Raw genomic sequence first — 16,179 nt, 5'->3', positions numbered from 1 at the left:
AGCCCATGCCCGACGAGCAGCCCACAAGCGTCCTTTTGGTGGACGACGAGGAAGCCTTCCGCGAGGCCTTGGCCCGGCGCATGGCCAGGAAGGGCCTCAGCGTGATAACCGCCGAGGGCGGAGCCCAGGCCCTGGAGCGCCTGAGCGGCCCGCCGGTGGACGTGGTGGTGTTGGACGTGAAGATGCCGGACCTGGACGGGCTCACCGTGCTGGCCCGCATCAAGCAGGCCTGGCCCCTCACCGAGGTGATTCTGCTCTCGGGCCACGCCGACCTGCCCACCTCCATCACCGGCTTGGAGTCCGGGGCTTTTGACTACATGCTAAAGCCCGCGCCCCTGGACGAGCTTTTGGACAAGATCAGCGACGCGCGGCGCAAGAAGGCGGTGGCCGAGCAGAAGATCGCCGCCCTCAGCGCCGCCGCCTCCGGCGGGGCCTAGGCGGCCGCGCCGTGCCCGCCTGGTGGGACAAGCTCAAGGAGCTACTGGGCGGCGAGGAGCCCGTGGCCGACCAGGCGGGGCTCAGCGAGGAGTTCAAGGCCCGCTACCTGAGCTTCCGTAAGCTCCTGGCCGCCAACAACAAGGCCCTGGAGCTGATGGCCGACATGGAGGCCGCCGCCGCGGGGGGCCGGGTCTACGGCATGTCCTTTGTGCGCTCCCGGGCCACCGCCCTGGGGGTGAGCGTGTTCACCATGGCCGCCCAGCTGGAGCGGCTGGCTCCGGGCAAGTACCCCGCCCTGTTGCCCCGCCTCAAGCAGATCCAAGGCAAGCTGGAAGACATCCTGGCCCCAACGGCCCGCCCCGGCGGGGACGAGCTTGTCTTGCCCCTGGCGGGGCTGGACCAAACCCGGGCCGACGAGGCCGGGGCCAAGATGGCCAACCTGGGCGAGATGCGAAATCGCCTGGGCCTCACCGTGCCTCCGGGTTTCGTGATCACCGCGGCGGCCTGGCGGCTCTTGCTGGAACACAGCGGCCTGGGCGCGGAGATATCGCGCCTGCAACAGGCAGCGGACATGGAGAACGCGGCCGAGCTGTTCACCCTGAGCAGCCGTTTGCGCCAGCTCATCACCAGCGCGCCGCTCCCGCCGGAGCTGGAGCGGGCCCTGGCCCAGGCCTACGCCCAGCTGGCCGCCGAGGCGGGTGGGCCGGTGCGGGTCTCCCTGCGCTCCAGCGCCATCGGCGAGGACAGCGCCGAGGCCTCTTTTGCCGGGCAGTACGCCACCCAGCTCAACGTGGCTCCCGAGTTTTTGGCCTCCACCTACCTGGAGGTGGCGGCCAGCTTCTTCAACCCCCAGGCCATGCACTACCGCCTGATGCGCGGCCTGCGCGACGACCAGCTGGCCATGGCCGTGGGCTGCCTGGCCATGGTGGGCGGGGTCAGCGGCGGGGTGGCTTACAGCGTGAGCCCCCTGGACCCGGCCGACCGCAGGGTGCACCTCACCGCCGCCTGGGGCCTGCCCCGGGTGGTGGTGGACGGCGAGGCGGCGGGCGACCATTTCGTGTTGAGCCGCGAGGAGCCTCTCACGGTGATCAGCCGCACGGTGGAGGACAAGGAGAGCGAGCTGGTCTGCCTGGCCGACGAGGGTATCTGCCGTCTGGAGCTGACCGGCGAGCGGGCCCAGGAGCCCTGCCTCAGCGACGAGCAGGCAAGGGCGGTGGCCCGTGCGGCCCTGCGGCTGGAGGCGCACTACGGCACGCCCCAGGACGTGGAGTGGGCCTTTGACCAGCAAGGGCGGCTGGTGCTCTTGCAGTGCCGCCCCTTGCGCCCGGCCGATGGCGGCGCCGCGCCCATGGCTTCCGCCACCGACGGCGGCGCCTCCCGCCCCGAGGCCCTGCTGCGCGGCGGGGTCGTGGCCAGCCTGGGAGCCGGGGCCGGGCCCCTGCACTGGGTGAACCGGGAGGCCGACGCGCTCACCTTCGCCCCAGGCGTGGTGCTGGCCCTGGAGCGCCCTTCGCCCCGCTGGGCCGCCTTGGCCGGCCGGGCCGCGGCGGTGGTCTCGGCCCGGGGCGGAGCCGCCGGGCATCTGGCCACGGTGTGCCGCGAGTACGGGGTGCCCGCCCTGTTCGGCCTGGGCCCGCAATTGGCCGAGCTGGTGGACGGCGATACGGTCACGGTGGACGCCTCGGGCCGCGCCATCTATCCGGGCCGGGTGGAGGACTTGCAAGGCAAGGCCGCCCCGCGCCCCGGTCTTTTGGCGGGCAGTCCGGTGGAACGCCTGCTCAGCCGCTCCCTGGAGATCATCGCGCCGCTGACCCTCTTGGACCCCGACTCGCCCGACTTCGACCCGGCCAAGGCCCAAACCCTGCACGACGTCACCCGCTTCTGCCACGAGAAGAGCGTGGTGGAGATGTTCGCCTTTGGCCAGGAGCACCGCTTCCCGCGCCGCGCGGCCAAGCAGCTGCATTACCAGGTGCCCATGCAATGGTGGGTGCTGGACCTGGACGACGGCTTCAGCCACGAGATCAGCGGCAAGTACGTCAAGCTGGAGGACATCGCCTGCGCGCCCATGCTGGCGGTGTGGGACGGCATGACCATCATCCCCTGGGAGGGCCCCCCGGCGGTGAGCGGGCGGGGCCTGGCCTCGGTGCTCTTCGAGGCCACGGCCAACCCCAACCTGGCCACTGGGGTCAAGACGCGCTACGCCAACCGTAACTACTTCATGATCGCGCGCCACTTCATGAACCTGCAATCGCGCTTCGGCTTCCACTTCTGCGCGGTGGAGGCCCTGGCCGGGCCCCGGCGGCGGGAAAACTACCTGAGCTTTTCCTTCAAGGGAGGCGCGGCCGACAGCGCTCGGCGTTTGGCCCGGGTGCGCTTTGTGGGCGAGATCCTGCAGAATCGCGGCTTCGCGGTGGAGATGAGCGAGGACAACCTGCGGGCCCGGGTGGAGCGGGCCACGGCCGAGGACATCCTGGATGGGGTGAAGGTGGTGGGCTACTTGCTCATGCACACTCGGCAGCTGGATATGGTCATGGCCGACCCTCGCCGCGTGGCCTACTATCGCCAGAAGATCGAGGACGACCTGAACCGCCTGGAGTCCGGCGAGGCGGCCAAAGCTTAAGCCAAACGCGCCCGCACCGCCTCGGCCTCGGCCATGATCTGCTCCACCAGCTCGGCTATGGTCGGGGTGCTTTGGCTGCTGCCCACCACCTGGCCGCAGACCACCAGGGCGTCGGGGTCGCCGCTCTGCCAGGCTTGGCCGGTGCGCTTGCCCGAGATGTAGGGCATCAGCTCTTCCAGGCCCGCGCCGCCTTCTTCCAGCTCTTGCACCCGCCGGGCCCAGTGGTTGTCCAAAACCCTGATGCCGCTGCCGATGCCCCGCTGCACCACCATGGTCTGGTTGGATTGCGCGGCGATGAGGCGTTCCTTTACGGCCGGGTGGGCCGGGCACTCCACGGTGTTCATGAAGCGGGTGCCCATGAGCACCGCGTCCGCGCCCAGGGCCAGGGCGGCCACCAGGCCCCGGCCGTCGCAGAAGCCGCCGCCCACGATAACCGGCACCTCCAGGGCGGCGGTGACCTGGGGGGCCAGCACCAAGGTGCTCACGTTCTCCGGGCTGGGGTGGCCGCCGCACTCGGCCCCCACCACGGCCACCAGGTCCACCCCCAGCTTCTGGGCCTTGAGCGCGTCGCGCACCCGGGCGCACTTGTGCAGGTGCATAAGCCCCGCCTCTTGGATGCGCGGCCGCAGGGGCTCGGGGCTGCGCCCGGCGGTCTCCACCAGCTTCACCCCGGCCTCGGCCGTGATCTCCAGCACCCGCTCGGCGGGCACCGGGGCGTGGCCCGGGAACAGCGACAGGTTGACCCCGAAGGGCTGGTCGGTGAGGCCGCGCGCCTGGGCGATGGCCTCTGCCAGCGAGGCCTCGTCGGCATACATGGCCGAGGCCAGGCAGGCCAGCACGCCCGCGTTGGCCGCGGCGGCCACGAACTCGGGGTTGGAAAGAAACATCATGGTGCCGCATTGCAGGGGGTGCTTGATGCCCAGCATCTGGGTGATCCGGGTGGCGAACATGCGGCGTCTCCTTTTAGGGGCGGGCGTTGGCTCCGATGGCCCGGCGTCCCAAGGCCTGGTGCACCTCATCAGCCCGGGCCATGACCCCGGGCTCCACGGGCGGGTGCTCGTGCCGGGTGGAGGGCTTCACCTTGGCGAAGAAGGGCTCCAGGCGCGCCTTGTCCAGTTGCAGCAGCGGGGCCAGCTCTTCCAGACAGGCGGCGGGCGAGGCGCAGAAACGGTCATAGTCGAACAGGGCCACCTGCTCCGCGTGGTGCTCCAACACGTAGGCATACACGCAGGCCCAGTAGCGCACCCAGTAGGAGAATTCCTCGCGCTCCTGGGGCCCGTCGGGCAGGCAGCCCGCGCCCAGGTCGAAGGGCTTGAGGTTGGCCCCGAACTCGTGGTGCCCCAGCCAGTTCATGTAGCGCAGGGAGAAGGGGTCCTCGCGGTGCATCACCACAAAGCGCTGGTGTTGGGCCATGAGCGACTTGGCGTGGTCCAGGGGGTTGCGGAAGGGAACCAGGATCACGGCCTGGGGGTAGGCCCGGAGCAGGCCGTCGATGCGCAATAGGTTGTTGTTGTTCTTGGCCAGGTAGCGCAGGGGCGCGGCGCCCGAGTCCTTGGCGATCACGTTGCCCACGTAACGGCGGTAGTCGATGAGCACCTGCCGGGGCGGCTTGTGGGGCACCAGGCGGTCGCGGTGCACATAGCCGCCCTGGTCAAAGGTCATCCAAAAGATTTCCTCGAAGGCCTCGGGGCTGTCGTAGTTGACCATGAGCCGGTCGCCGTGGGCCCGCTCCTTGAGCTCGGCGTGCTGGCGCTGCCCCGCGCTGATGCCCTTCCACAGGTTGGGCGCCATGATGAAGGGCATGTCGCGGTAGGTCAGGGTGGCGAAGCGGCGGCTGGCGTAGATCGCCTCCAGCAGGATGGTGGTGCCCGCCCGGGCCAGACCGGCTACGTACACCGGCGGACCCTGGGGCTTGGGCAGGCCCTTGCGCTGGCTCAGGGAGCAGTCGGCCTCGAAGGCCGCCTTGCGCACCAGCTTGCTGTCCAGGGCCAGATGGTGCAGAACCTTGGAGCCCAGGTGATAGTCCCCGCCCGCCTGGGGGCCCAGCTTCATGCGCATGAGGGCGTAGGCCACGCCCAGGATCGCGGCGATGATCTGGGTGGCCGGGTCCAGCAGCCGCCCGGCCGCCGCGCCCCAGCCGCCCAAGAGCCACATGCCCACCAGGCAGAAGGCCAGGGCGAATCCCCCGGCCATGAGCGCCAGGTAGAGCAGGTTCATGAGGCTGGCGGCCATGATGCCGCCCGCGTAGTGGGGCAGCACCTTTTCTTTCCAATGGTCGGAGATGCGCTTGGAGGCGGCCAGGCGTCCGGCCCGGCGGCTGGAGGCGCTCAGGTGCCGGAGGTTGGCCCCCAAAGGCAGGGCGCGGGCCAGCTCCACCAGCACCACCACCCCGGCCAGGGCGGGGGCGGCCAGCTTGGCCCAATCAGTCCAGGGGATCATCTTCGTTGGCCGCGGGCTTCTTTTTCCCCAGGCCGAACATGCGCTTGATGGGGTACCAAAACACGGCCAGGATGGCCAGCAGGATGGAGAAGATGACCCCGGCGATGGCCCCCAAGGCGCCCAGCCCGAGGCCGGGGCCCACGTAGGCCTGGGCTTCGGCGGGCAGAAAGAGCGCGGCCAACAGCAACAGGGCTAGGGGCATTGGGGCAACTCCTTGAAGTAGTCCAGGGGGAGGCTCAACGCTTCGGAGATGTTGAGCAGGCGACCCTCGTCATCGTACACGTTGAGCAGCTCGAACACCACCTTGCCCGCGCGGTCCACCTCGAACACCCGGCCCTGCTGGGGCGAGGTGATCAAGATGCCGCCGTCCGGCAGCATCTGGTGCTTGCCCTGGATGTGGGTGTAGAAGCCGTACTTCTTGCCGTCCAGGAGCACCCGGCTCTGGTAGGTGCGCGGGTCGATCTCCACGATGCTGGACCAGTCTCGGTGCATGTTGTTGTTGAGCACCGAGATGGTGCCGTCCGGATCCCAGTCCGGGTCGTGCTGCCGCCGCACCAGGCCCTGCCGCCACCATTTCACCTTGAGCGTGTCCGGGTCCAGCACCATCACCAAATCCACCGAGCGCAGGGAAACCAGCAGGTCGCCGGGCTTGAACTGGGGGAAGGCCGCGGCCATCGCCTTGGGCAGGGGGTCGATGTCGTTGGGGTGCCACTGCCCGCCGCCGTCCACCACCCAGGTGGAGCGGTCGTGCTCGTCCAGCTGGCGGATGCCCATGACGTCGATCTCCGGGTTGGCGTCCACCACCCGTTGCAGAGTGATCGCCTTGAGCACCTTGCCGGTCTTCTGGTCTATCTGCACCAGGCAGTCCTTGCGGCGGGGGTCGTCCAGGGTGGGGCCCCACACCCACAGGGTGCCGTCGTCGCCCAGGGTGATGGAGTGGTGATAGCCGCCCCTGAGGCGCCAGACGATGTTGCCGCACCAGTCGTACTTGGTCAGCGAGGTGCCGTTGTCATAGGCCACGTAGATGGAGCCGTCGCGGTCCACCGCGAAGCCGTGGGGGAACACGTTGGCGTCGTCCCGGTGCTTCCAGGGCACGTCCTCCTGGCTCACCCGCCAGAAGTGCCGCAGCTTGCCGTCCGGGCCCAGGAGCACCGCGGCGTAGCGGTTGCCCTCCAGGTCGAAGGCGCCGAAGATCACCCGATAGGCCTTGGGCGCGTTGGGGGCAAGGAACAGCTTGGGCGGCAGGCGGCGGGAGCGCAGGGGCAGGCCGGACAGCTCGAAGTAGGGGCTTTGCTTGGGGATGTTGTGCCTGGAGACCACCAGATGGCGGGACGGGGAGATGTCCAGGTCGTTGGCCAGCTTGTCGCTGAAGGTGGCGTCGCCCTCGCCGGCCAGCCAGGCCTCCACCGAGCGCACCAGGGGGTAGGGCCAACAGCGGCTGGCGTACACGTAGAGCCCGGCCATGAAACCGACCAGGAGCACCAACCAGGCCACGGCCAGGCCGCGCCAAAGGTTGGCGCTGGCCAGATAGGGCCAGGCCCGGGCCACGTTGCCCCAGAAATCCCGCCCCAGGCGGGCCAGCAGCCAGGCAACCGCCTCGCCCAGCAGCCACAGGGCGATGGCGCCCCCGGCCAGTCCGGCGGCGATGCGCGCCCCGGCTTCTTCCCAGCCATGGCCGGCCAGCCAGTCCAGCTGCAACAGCAGCCCGAGCAGGGCCCCCAACAGGGCCAGGGGGAGGCGTGAACGTAAAAAGCGCATAACCTAGGGTCATTCTCCAAATCAAGCGGCCCGTCCAGCGCGCCGAGCACGGACCTAATCTATCACTGATATGGGATATCGCAAAGTGAAGCGGCTCCGGGATGGGCCCCCCTAAAAAAGGCGGGCCCCGCCGCGCGGCAGGGCCCGATTAAGCTTGAACGGATGGGCGGCCTAGGCCTCCTCGGTCTCCCTCTCCTGCATCACGGCCATGCGCGGGGAGGCCATCTTGATGCCCTCGGCGGTGAACTTGTTGTCGATCGCCTCGGTGAGGGCCCACTTGCCGGTGATGGCCTTCTTGCGCGGCACCCAGAAACGGGCCTGCATCTCGCGGAAGCTGGGCGAGAAACGGGCCACGATCACCTTGGGGGCGGGCTTGTCCAAGACGCGCTCGTCGGCCTTGAGCACCTCCATCACCGCCGCCTTAACCTTGGCCAGCTCCTGGTCGTAGGGGATGAAGAAGTCGACGTCCACCCGGCGGTTGGGCTTGGTGCTGAAGTTCATCACCTGATCGTTCATCACCTTGTGGTTGGGGATGAAGATCACCTTGCCGTCAAAGGTGCGCATCTCGGTGTACATGATGGAGATGCGCTCCACGTTGCCCACCTTGCCCCCGATGCCCACGGTGTCGCCCTTTTTGAAGGGCAGGCGGGGGATGTAGGGCTTGGCGATGATGTAGGAGGCCACCAGGATCATCAGGATCACCACGATGGTGCGGAACAGCAGCACCCCCGGGAAGCCCAGCAGGTTCAACACCACCAGCGCGCCGATGAACAGCACCAGCAGGTGCAGGGCGGTGACCGACATGGCCGCCCGCCGCTCGGGCAGGCCCAAGCGCACCAGGAAGTTGGCCAGTATCTTGCCCAGGAAGATGCTCAGGACGAGCACGATCACCAGCAGGATGACCGCCTTGACCACGATGGGGCCGAACTTGTTCCCCACGTCGCTGATTTGGGTTATGTAGCTGTGCATCGATTCCACGGACGCCTCCTAAGGGGTTGTATAGGTAAGCGAACGCGCTCCCGGGGGGGCGCTTATGCTTAATGTAGCACTTATAGGGGTATGGTTGGAATTTTAAGGGCCCACGAGCGATGGGCAAGGCCGCTTGGGGCCGGGCTCTACTCCGGCGCGGCCAGGCCCAGGGGCCCCCGCCGGTCGCGCACGTACACGTTGCCCGGCTTGCTCTTGGCGTAGCGCTTCACCTCGGCGGCCCGGCGGCCGATCTCGCCCAGGTCCACCCCTCCCAGGCAGTCCACGATGCCCAGGGACACCGAAACCAGGGGGAAGCGCCCCGCCCGGCCGTCGCGGCCCTTGGCCAGGGCGAATCCCCGCTCGCGATCCTCCCGGCTGTAGAGGCGGTTCACTAGGCGCTTGAAGCAGCGCACCACCGCCCGGCAGACCCGTTCGGCCCGCTCCGGGCTGGTGAGCACCACGAAGTCGTCGCCCCCCACGTGGCCCACCATGCTCCGGAGCTCGCCGTGGCGCTTGGCGGCCCACACCAGGATGCGGGCCAACAGGCTTATCATCTGGTCGCCCTGGTCAAAGCCGTAGGCGTCGTTGAACACCTTGAAGTGGTCCAAATCCACGTAGATCAGGCTGGCCGGCTGCCCCTGGCCGCAGCGCTGCTCGATGGCCTGCTCCAGGGCCACCCCGCCGGGCAGCCCGGTGAGGGGGCTGGCCCCCTTGGCCATCTCCACCTGCACCCGGGCCAGGGCGTCGAGCATCTTCTGCACGCTCACCACGCCCTGGAAACGGCCCTTGCGGGTCACCACGATGTGGTCGTAGACCTTGAAGCGCTCCCGGCCCATGGCCTTGGCCGCCACCAGCTCCACCGCGCTTTCGCCCTCGGCCACCAGGGGCGCGCTGTCCATCACCCGGGTTACCGGCCGCTCGTAGTAGAGCGCGGTGCCGTAATAGGAGCCCAACTGGCGGTCCAGGTTGTGGCTCATCACCAGGCCCAGGGGCCGCCCGTCCTCCACCACCACCACCCCGCTGATGGGGCTGGCGTCGAGCATGGCCTTCACCTGGCGCACCTTGGCCGTGGGTTCCACGGCCGGGGCCGGCTCCACCAGCTCGGACACCGGCAGGGAGCACTTCCACTCCCGCTCCCGCGCGGCGGGCCGGGCCCGGAAGATCATCTCCGGCGCGGGGTGGGGCTTGGCGCGGGCGGGGCGGGCCAGGTGGAAGCCCTGGCCGTAGTGCACCCCCATGGACAACAGGCAGGAAAGCTCGGTGGCGGTTTCGATGCCCTCGGCCACCACCGCGCAGCCGATGCGCTCGGCAAAGGTGACCAGGGTCTCCATCAAGGCCCGCTGCACCGGGTTGGACTCGATGCCGTGGATCAGGCTCATGTCCACCTTGATGAAGTCGGGCCGGATCAGGGCCATGCGCGACAGGCCGGAGTAGCCGGTGCCCGCGTCGTCGATGGCCACCAGGTAGCCCTGGGAGCGGTAGTGGTCCAGGGTGCGGTGGAAGTTGGTGAAATCCTTTATGGTGTGGCGCTCGGTTATCTCGAACACCACGTTTTCGGGCTTGAGGCCGTGGCGGGCCAAGAGACGCTTGGTCTCGCCGTTCTTGAAGCTGGGATCGCCTACCGTCTGGGGATGGATGTTCAAAAACAGCTTTTGATGAGGCTCCAGGCCGCCCAGGCCGTCGATCGCCGCCCGGCGGCAGGCCCGCTCCAGCTTGAACAGGCTGCCCACCTCCTCGGCGAATTCGAACATCATCTGGGGATGGGCGAATTGGATCTGCTCCGGCCCCCGGGCCAGGGCCTCCCAGCCCAAGACCTCGCCCCGCCCCAGGTCCACGATGGGCTGATAGACCGCGTGCAGGCTTTGGCCGTCCAGGAGGGCGCGGAACTCGCGCATCAGGGCGAGCTGGCCATAGTCCAGGGCGCCCTCGGCCATCTGCCGCGCGTCCCACACCGCTTGATACACTGAGTTCTCCAAGCCGCCGCCCCGGTCCTCCACCAGGGCGTAGCCCACGGTCAGGCTCAGGCTCTGGCCGGTGAGGCCCATCACCTGCTTGTTCAGGCGGTTGCGCGCCCCCAGCCGCAGCCGGAGGGCGTGGTCGGCCAAAAGATCCAGGCTCAGGCTGTCGCCGTCCTGCAACAGCAGGATGAAGGTGCTTTCGTCGGCCCGGTCCAGGTAATGGGCGTGGTAGCCTCTCAGGCGCTGGCCGCATTCGGAGCGCAGGATGCCCGCCAGCTGGTCCATGACCTTTTCGGCGATCTCCTGGCCGAAGAGCTTGCGGAACAGGGTCAGGCCGGGAAGCCCCACCAGGAACAGGCCCAGGGGCCGGCCTTGCGAGAGGTCCTTCTGGGCCGCCTGGCGGGCCGGGCCCCGCAAAAAGGAAAAGGAGCGGGCCGCCTGGGCGTGGCGGCGCCGGGCCTGCGCGCCTATGAAGCTGTCCCCCAGGGGGGCTGGTTTGGCCATCTGGTCGGGGCTCCCGGGTTGTAAGATTTTGGATCAGATGTCATTTTGTCCGGCCCGTATTACCGCCCGGTTACGGCGCGGCGGCAATCTTCCGACGAAAAGCGGTCCCTTGGCCCCAAAGCCACCCTACCGTCGCGCTAATGTAACCTCCCTGTAATTCCCTAGCGCATCGCCTGGGCCATAATTGCTCCCAGTTCGTCTGGCCGGCCGCCGGGTTTTCCGGGTGGCCGGCGGCCTCGGGGGCCGCGATCACCGGGCGCTTCCCCCCGCCCATTGGGCCGGGCTCCAATGCCCGGCGGGAGATGCCGCATGGACAAGCCGCACACCCTGAAGGTGTTCGACGCCGAGCTGGAGGCCCTGAGCAAGGCCATCAACCGCATGATGGACCTGGCGGGTTCCCAGGTGGAGAGCGCTGTCAAGGCGCTGGTGGAGGGCGACCCGGAGCTGGCCACGGCCACTGTGGAGCGCGACGCCAAGGTTAACCAGCTGCAAGGCGCGGTGGACGGCTGCACCCTTCGGCTCCTGGCCTTGCGCCAGCCGGTGGCCAAGGACCTGCGCCAGATACTCACCGCCGGACGCCTGGCCGCCGATTTGGAGCGCGTGGCCGACTACGCCTCCCACGTGGCCCGCTACAGCCTGGAGATAGGCGGGCGGCACTTGGAGGAGTTCTTCAAGCTGGTGGCCCAGATGGGCTCCATCGCGGGCCAGATGCTGGCCCAGGTCCAGCGGGCCTACCAAGAAGACGACGCCGCCGCCGCGGTGGAGGCCTGGAAGCGCGACCGCGAGATAGACCGCCTCTACGCCGACGCCTATGAAGGCCTGAGCCGCTACATGGCCTCGGAGCCCGAGTGCGTGGAGCCCTGCCTGGCCCTGGTGCACACCGTCCGGGCCATGGAGCGCATCGGCGACCACATCACCAACCTGGCCGAGCAGGTGTATTTCCAGATCACCGGCAAGGTCTACCCCTAGCCTCCCTTTCTCCCTCCTGCTTGGCGGCCGCCGGACCGGCTCTCCCCTCCGGCCCGGCGGCCCCTGTTTCGACTGGTAAGCTGTTTCCGGCTTCCGAGTTACATCTTTGCCGGTATCGCTGGAACTCTGCTTCGGCTATAATTGCGCCCATGTGCATCGCGGGCCGCTCCTCGGGGAGGCCGCGTCTGGTTCCCTGGAAACGTCCCTGGTCTAGAGGACTATGAAAGCTTCTAATAAATTCAAGCTGTCGTTTTTGGCGGCCCTGTTGGGCTGTGTCTGGGCCCTGGCCGCGCCCGGCCTCGCCCCGGCCAGGCCGCCCGCCGCGGCCAAGGAGCAGATGCCCTCGGTCACCGTGATCAAGGTCCCGGAGATGGAGGTCAACCCGGCCTCGGAGTTCGTGGGCCGGGTGGAGGCCATCCAGGCGGTGGACCTCAAGGTCAGGGTGGAGGGCTACATCCAGAAGGTGGCCTTCAACGAGGGCGCCTCGGTCAAAAAAGGCGAGCTGCTCTTCCTTATTGACCAGGCCCCCTACCGGGCCAAGGTCAACGAGGCCAAGGCCAAGGTGGCCCTGGCCCAGGCCAGCCTGGACAAGGCCGAGCGCTACATCGTGCGCCTTAAGTCGGTGCGGGCCGGCGGGGTGGCGGCCACGGACATGGACAACGCCCTGGCTGCCCAGCAGACCGCCCGGGCCCAGCTCCAGGAGGCCAAGGCCAGCCTGGAGCAGGCCGAGATCAACCTGGGCTACACCACCATCACCGCGCCCATCTCCGGGCGCATCGGCCGCGCCGCCTTCACGGTGGGCAACCTGGTGGGGCCCAACTCCGGGGCCCTGGCCCGCCTGGTGCAGCTCGACCCCATCCGGGTGGTGTGGTCCATCAGCGAAAACGAATTCGTCACCGCCAAGCTAAAGGCGGCGGCCAACCCGGCCCAGTCCCCGGCGCTCATGGTGCCCCGCCTGCGCCTGCCCAACGGCCAGATGTACGCCCCCACCGGCAAGCTGGACTTCACCGATCCCCAGGTGGACCCGGGCACCGGCACCATCGCGGTGCGCGCGGTGTTCGCCAACTCGGACGGATTGCTCCTGCCCGGGCAGTACGTCACCGTCCTGATCAGCCGCCAGGAGCCCCGCCGTATGCCGGTGGTGCCCCAGTCGGCGGTGTTGGAGGACCGCGAGGGCCTCTACGTGCTGGCGGTGGACCAGGAGGACCGGGTGCGCCAGCGGCGCATCACCCGGGGCCCGGAGGTGGGCACCGGCTGGGCGGTGGAGAGCGGCATCCAGGCCGGCGAAACCATCATCGTGCACGGCCTGCAAATGGCGCGGCCCGGTCAGCAGGTCCGCCCCGTGTTGCAGAGCCAGTAGCCCCGGCTAGCCATGATCAGCGGCGTATTCATAGATAGGCCCCGCCTGGCCATCGTCATCTCGGTGGTAATCACCCTGGGCGGCATCCTGGCCTTGTTCAGCATCCCGGTGGCCCACTATCCCCGCATCACCCCGCCGGAGATCCGGGTGCGGGCCACCTATCCCGGGGCCAACGCCGAGGTGCTGGCCAACAGCGTGGCCGCGCCCATAGAGGCGGCGGTCAACGGGGTGGAAGACATGATCTACATGTCCTCCACCTGCTCCAACAACGGCCAGTATCAGCTCAGCGTGTACTTCGAGGTGGGCACCGACCCGGCCATCGCCCAGGTCAACGTGCAGAACCGGGTGCAGCAGGCCACGCCCAACCTGCCCGGCGAGGTGGTCAACCAGGGGGTGGAGGTGCGGGCCCGCTCCTCCGACATCTTGGGGGTGGTCACCTTCTTCTCGCCCAAGGGCGGCATGGACATCCTGCACCTGAGCAACTACGTGAGCATCAACGTGCAGGACGCCCTGGCCCGGGTGAAGGGGGTCAGCGAGGCGCGCCTGTTCGGGTCCCTGGACTACAGTATGCGCATCTGGATGGACCCCCGGCGGCTCACCGCCCTGGGGCTCACCGCCGAGGACGTGATCTCGGCCATCCAGTCGCAGAACGTGCAGGCCGTGGCCGGGTCCATCGGCACCGCGCCCTCGGCCGACTCCCAGCAGGTGCAGTACACCCTGCGCTCCGAGGGACGCCTGCGCACCGCCCAGGAGTTCCGGAACATCATCGTGCGCTCCAACGAGGCGGGCGGCCTGGTGCGCGTGGGCGACATCGCCAAGGTGGAGCTGGGGGCGGACACCTACACCCGCTTCTCCACCATCAACGGCGCGCCTTCCTTGGCCATGGGCGTGTACCAGACCACCGGCTCCAACGCCCTGGAGACCATCGAGGCGGTGGAAAAGGAGATGGCCCGCCTGGCCAAGCGCTTCCCCAAGGGGGTGGAGTACCAGCTCACCTACGACACCACCCGCTACGTGCGCAACGCCATCACCGAGATCATCACCACCCTGCTTATAACTTTTTGCCTGGTGGTGGCGGTCACCTTCCTGTTCCTGCAAGATTGGCGGGCCACCCTCATCCCCTCGCTGACCATCCCGGTGTCGCTCATCGGCACCATCGCGCTTCTGCTGGCCATGGGCAACAGCATCAACACCCTGACCCTGTTCGCCCTGGTCTTGTCCATCGGCCTGGTGGTGGACGACGCCATCGTGGTCACCGAGAACGTGCAGCGGGTGATGAGCGAGGAAAACCTCCCGGCCCGCGAGGCCACTCGCAAGGCCATGGGCCAGGTCACCGGCCCGGTCATCGCCACCACCCTGGTGCTCCTGGCGGTGTTCGTGCCCGTGGCCTTCTTGCCCGGCATCACCGGCAAGCTCTATCAAGAGTTCGCGGTCACCATCTCCACGGCGGTGGTGCTTAGTAGCGTCAACGCGCTCACCCTGTCGCCGGCCCTGTGTGCCACCCTGCTCAAACCCGCCTCCACCATCTCCCGAGGGCCCCTGGCCTGGTTCGCCAAGGTGCTCTACGCCTCGCGCAGCGGCTACGTGGCCGCCTCGGTGTGGCTGGTGCGCCGTCTGGCGGTGGCCGGGCTCATCCTGGTGTTCGTCTCCGGCGCGGCCTATTTCCTGTTCAACAGCCGCCCCACCAGCTTCCTGCCCAAGGAAGACCAGGGCGTGTTCTACGTGAACGTGCAGCTTCCCGAGTCCGCCTCCCTGGCCCGCACCCGCAAGGTCATGGAGCAGGTCACCTCGGTGGTGGGCAAGATCGACGGGGTGGAGAACATCATCGCCATCAGCGGCCTGAGCTTCATCTCGGGCAGCAACGAGAACGTGGGCATCGCCATCTGCGTGCTCAAACCCTGGGACCAGCGCACCACGCCGGAGACCCGGCTGGAGGGCCTGCTGCCCATCGTGCGCTCCCGCCTGGCCGCCATCCCCTCGGCCGAGCTGTTCGTTTTCTCGCCGCCGGCCATCCGGGGCCTGGGCCGCACCGGCGGCTTCGACTTCCGGCTCCAGGCCATCGGCAACCAGACCCCGGCCGAGTTGGGGGCGGTCACCCGCGCCCTGGTGGTGGCGGCCAACCAGGACCCGCGCCTGGAGCAGGTCTTCACCACCTACTCCGCCGACGTGCCCCAGATCTTCGTGGACATCGACCGCACCAAGGCCGAGGCGCTCAAGGTGCCGCTCAAAAGCATCTTCGCCACGCTGCAAGCCCAGCTGGGCTCGCGCTACGTGAACGACTTCAACCTGTACAACCGGGTGTTCAAGGTAAAGGTGCAGGCGGCCGAGTCCTTCCGCGACGCGGCCGAGGACATCCACCAGCTCTACGTGCGTAGCGAGACCGGCAAGATGGTGCCGCTGAGGAGCCTGGTCAAGCTCAGCAAGGTCCTGGGCCCCCAGATCATCACCCGCTACAATCAGTTCCCCACCTCCCAGATCGACGGCGAGGCCGGGCCCGGCCTCAGCTCCGGCCAGGCCATGGAGGCCATGGAGCAGGTGGCGGACAAGACCCTGCCCGCGGACTATGCCTACGAGTGGAGCGGCCTGAGCTACCAGGAGCGCCAGAGCAGCGGCCAGGCGCCGATCATGCTCATGCTGGCCTTCTTCTTCGGCTACCTGTTCCTGGTGGCCCAGTACGAGTCCTGGACCATCCCCCTGGCGGTGATCGCCAGCATCAGCGTGGCCTCCTGCGGGGCCCTGTTCGGCCTGTGGCTCAGCGGCCTGAGCCTCAGCATCTACGCCCAGATCGGCCTGGTGCTCCTGGTGGCTCTGGCCAGCAAGAACGGCATCCTCATCGTGGAGTTCGCCAAGACCGCCCGGGAGTCGGGCCTGCCCATCACCGAGGCGGCGGCGGCCGGGGCGCGAGTGCGCTACCGCGCGGTCTTGATGACCGCCTTCAGCTTCATCATGGGGGTGTTCCCCCTGGTGGTGGCCTCCGGGGCGGGCGCGGCCAGCCGCCGGGCCATCGGCACCACCGTGTTCAGCGGCATGCTGGCCTCCACCCTGGTTGGCATTTTCCTCATCCCACCCCTGTTCGCCGCCTTCCAGCGGCTGCGCGAGCGCCTCAAGGGCGGAAAGGGCAAGCCCGATGCCTCGGCCCAGGTCTAAGCCCGTGCGCCGCTGGC

The 16,179-nt window shown here is 68.5% G+C and carries 11 protein-coding genes; 5 read left to right on the top strand and 6 right to left on the bottom strand.

Going from position 1 to position 16,179, the window contains the following annotated elements:
• The first annotated feature begins 5 nt into the window (after positions 1–5).
• Together KQH53_10270 and KQH53_10265 are read left to right on the top strand one after the other, a co-directional pair.
• On the top strand, positions 6–437 hold the full coding sequence (locus KQH53_10270; protein ID MCB2227050.1) for a response regulator: 432 nt from the start codon (positions 6–8) through the stop codon (positions 435–437).
• Between the two features lie 11 nt (positions 438–448).
• Positions 449–3,058: a hypothetical protein gene (locus KQH53_10265; protein ID MCB2227049.1), complete on the top strand. Its 2,610-nt coding sequence runs from the start codon at positions 449–451 to the stop codon at positions 3,056–3,058.
• Here the strand turns inward: KQH53_10265 and KQH53_10260 are convergent.
• The 6 genes from KQH53_10260 to KQH53_10235 all read right to left on the bottom strand — a co-directional run bounded on the left by KQH53_10260 (position 3,055) and on the right by KQH53_10235 (position 10,686).
• Positions 3,055–4,008, bottom strand: a complete 954-nt coding sequence (locus KQH53_10260) for a nitronate monooxygenase (GenBank protein ID MCB2227048.1) — start codon at positions 4,006–4,008, stop codon at positions 3,055–3,057. The two genes, KQH53_10265 and KQH53_10260, sit on opposite strands and share 4 nt — an antisense overlap.
• 13 nt (positions 4,009–4,021) lie before the next feature.
• Positions 4,022–5,497: a sulfotransferase gene (locus KQH53_10255; GenBank protein MCB2227047.1), complete on the bottom strand. Its 1,476-nt coding sequence runs from the start codon at positions 5,495–5,497 to the stop codon at positions 4,022–4,024.
• On the bottom strand, positions 5,481–5,699 hold the full coding sequence (locus KQH53_10250) for a hypothetical protein (protein ID MCB2227046.1): 219 nt from the start codon (positions 5,697–5,699) through the stop codon (positions 5,481–5,483). The genes KQH53_10255 and KQH53_10250 overlap by 17 nt, the downstream gene beginning before the upstream one ends.
• On the bottom strand, positions 5,690–7,255 hold the full coding sequence (locus KQH53_10245) for an aryl-sulfate sulfotransferase (GenBank protein MCB2227045.1): 1,566 nt from the start codon (positions 7,253–7,255) through the stop codon (positions 5,690–5,692). Before KQH53_10245 ends, KQH53_10250 begins: the two co-directional genes overlap by 10 nt.
• Before the next feature lie 171 nt (positions 7,256–7,426).
• Entirely contained in the window at positions 7,427–8,233 is an 807-nt protein-coding gene (locus KQH53_10240; protein ID MCB2227044.1) for a mechanosensitive ion channel, read from the bottom strand.
• A gap of 137 nt (positions 8,234–8,370) precedes the next feature.
• Positions 8,371–10,686 (bottom strand): GGDEF domain-containing protein, encoded by a 2,316-nt coding sequence (locus KQH53_10235; GenBank protein MCB2227043.1) that lies wholly within the window; start codon positions 10,684–10,686, stop codon positions 8,371–8,373.
• Positions 10,687–10,995: 309 nt separating this feature from the next.
• On the opposite strand from KQH53_10235, the gene phoU reads away from it, so the two are divergent.
• The 3 genes from phoU (at position 10,996) to KQH53_10220 (ending at position 16,162) form a co-directional block, all read left to right on the top strand.
• On the top strand, positions 10,996–11,655 hold the full coding sequence (gene phoU, locus KQH53_10230) for a phosphate signaling complex protein PhoU (GenBank protein MCB2227042.1): 660 nt from the start codon (positions 10,996–10,998) through the stop codon (positions 11,653–11,655).
• A 220-nt stretch (positions 11,656–11,875) separates the two neighbouring features.
• Entirely contained in the window at positions 11,876–13,015 is a 1,140-nt protein-coding gene (locus KQH53_10225) for an efflux RND transporter periplasmic adaptor subunit (GenBank protein MCB2227041.1), read from the top strand.
• A gap of 12 nt (positions 13,016–13,027) precedes the next feature.
• Positions 13,028–16,162: a multidrug efflux RND transporter permease subunit gene (locus KQH53_10220; GenBank protein MCB2227040.1), complete on the top strand. Its 3,135-nt coding sequence runs from the start codon at positions 13,028–13,030 to the stop codon at positions 16,160–16,162.
• The last annotated feature ends 17 nt before the right edge of the window (positions 16,163–16,179 follow it).

This window comes from Desulfarculaceae bacterium (assembly GCA_020444545.1).
Taxonomy (GTDB): Bacteria; Desulfobacterota; Desulfarculia; order Desulfarculales; family Desulfarculaceae; genus Desulfoferula.
The sequence above is the reverse complement of the archived record's forward strand: the minus strand, read 5'-3'. Positions and strand labels throughout refer to the sequence as shown.

What these genes read in the sequence shown, in the direction of transcription:
- KQH53_10270 (MCB2227050.1), top strand. Translation starts at nt 6, where the DNA reads ATGCCCGACGAGCAGCCCACAAGCGTCCTTTTGGTGGACGACGAGGAA.
- KQH53_10260 (MCB2227048.1), bottom strand. Translation starts at nt 4,008, where the DNA reads ATGTTCGCCACCCGGATCACCCAGATGCTGGGCATCAAGCACCCCCTG.
- KQH53_10255 (MCB2227047.1), bottom strand. Translation starts at nt 5,497, where the DNA reads ATGATCCCCTGGACTGATTGGGCCAAGCTGGCCGCCCCCGCCCTGGCC.
- KQH53_10250 (MCB2227046.1), bottom strand. Translation starts at nt 5,699, where the DNA reads ATGCCCCTAGCCCTGTTGCTGTTGGCCGCGCTCTTTCTGCCCGCCGAA.
- KQH53_10245 (MCB2227045.1), bottom strand. Translation starts at nt 7,255, where the DNA reads ATGCGCTTTTTACGTTCACGCCTCCCCCTGGCCCTGTTGGGGGCCCTG.
- KQH53_10235 (MCB2227043.1), bottom strand. Translation starts at nt 10,686, where the DNA reads ATGGCCAAACCAGCCCCCCTGGGGGACAGCTTCATAGGCGCGCAGGCC.
- phoU (MCB2227042.1), top strand. Translation starts at nt 10,996, where the DNA reads ATGGACAAGCCGCACACCCTGAAGGTGTTCGACGCCGAGCTGGAGGCC.
- KQH53_10225 (MCB2227041.1), top strand. Translation starts at nt 11,876, where the DNA reads ATGAAAGCTTCTAATAAATTCAAGCTGTCGTTTTTGGCGGCCCTGTTG.
- KQH53_10220 (MCB2227040.1), top strand. Translation starts at nt 13,028, where the DNA reads ATGATCAGCGGCGTATTCATAGATAGGCCCCGCCTGGCCATCGTCATC.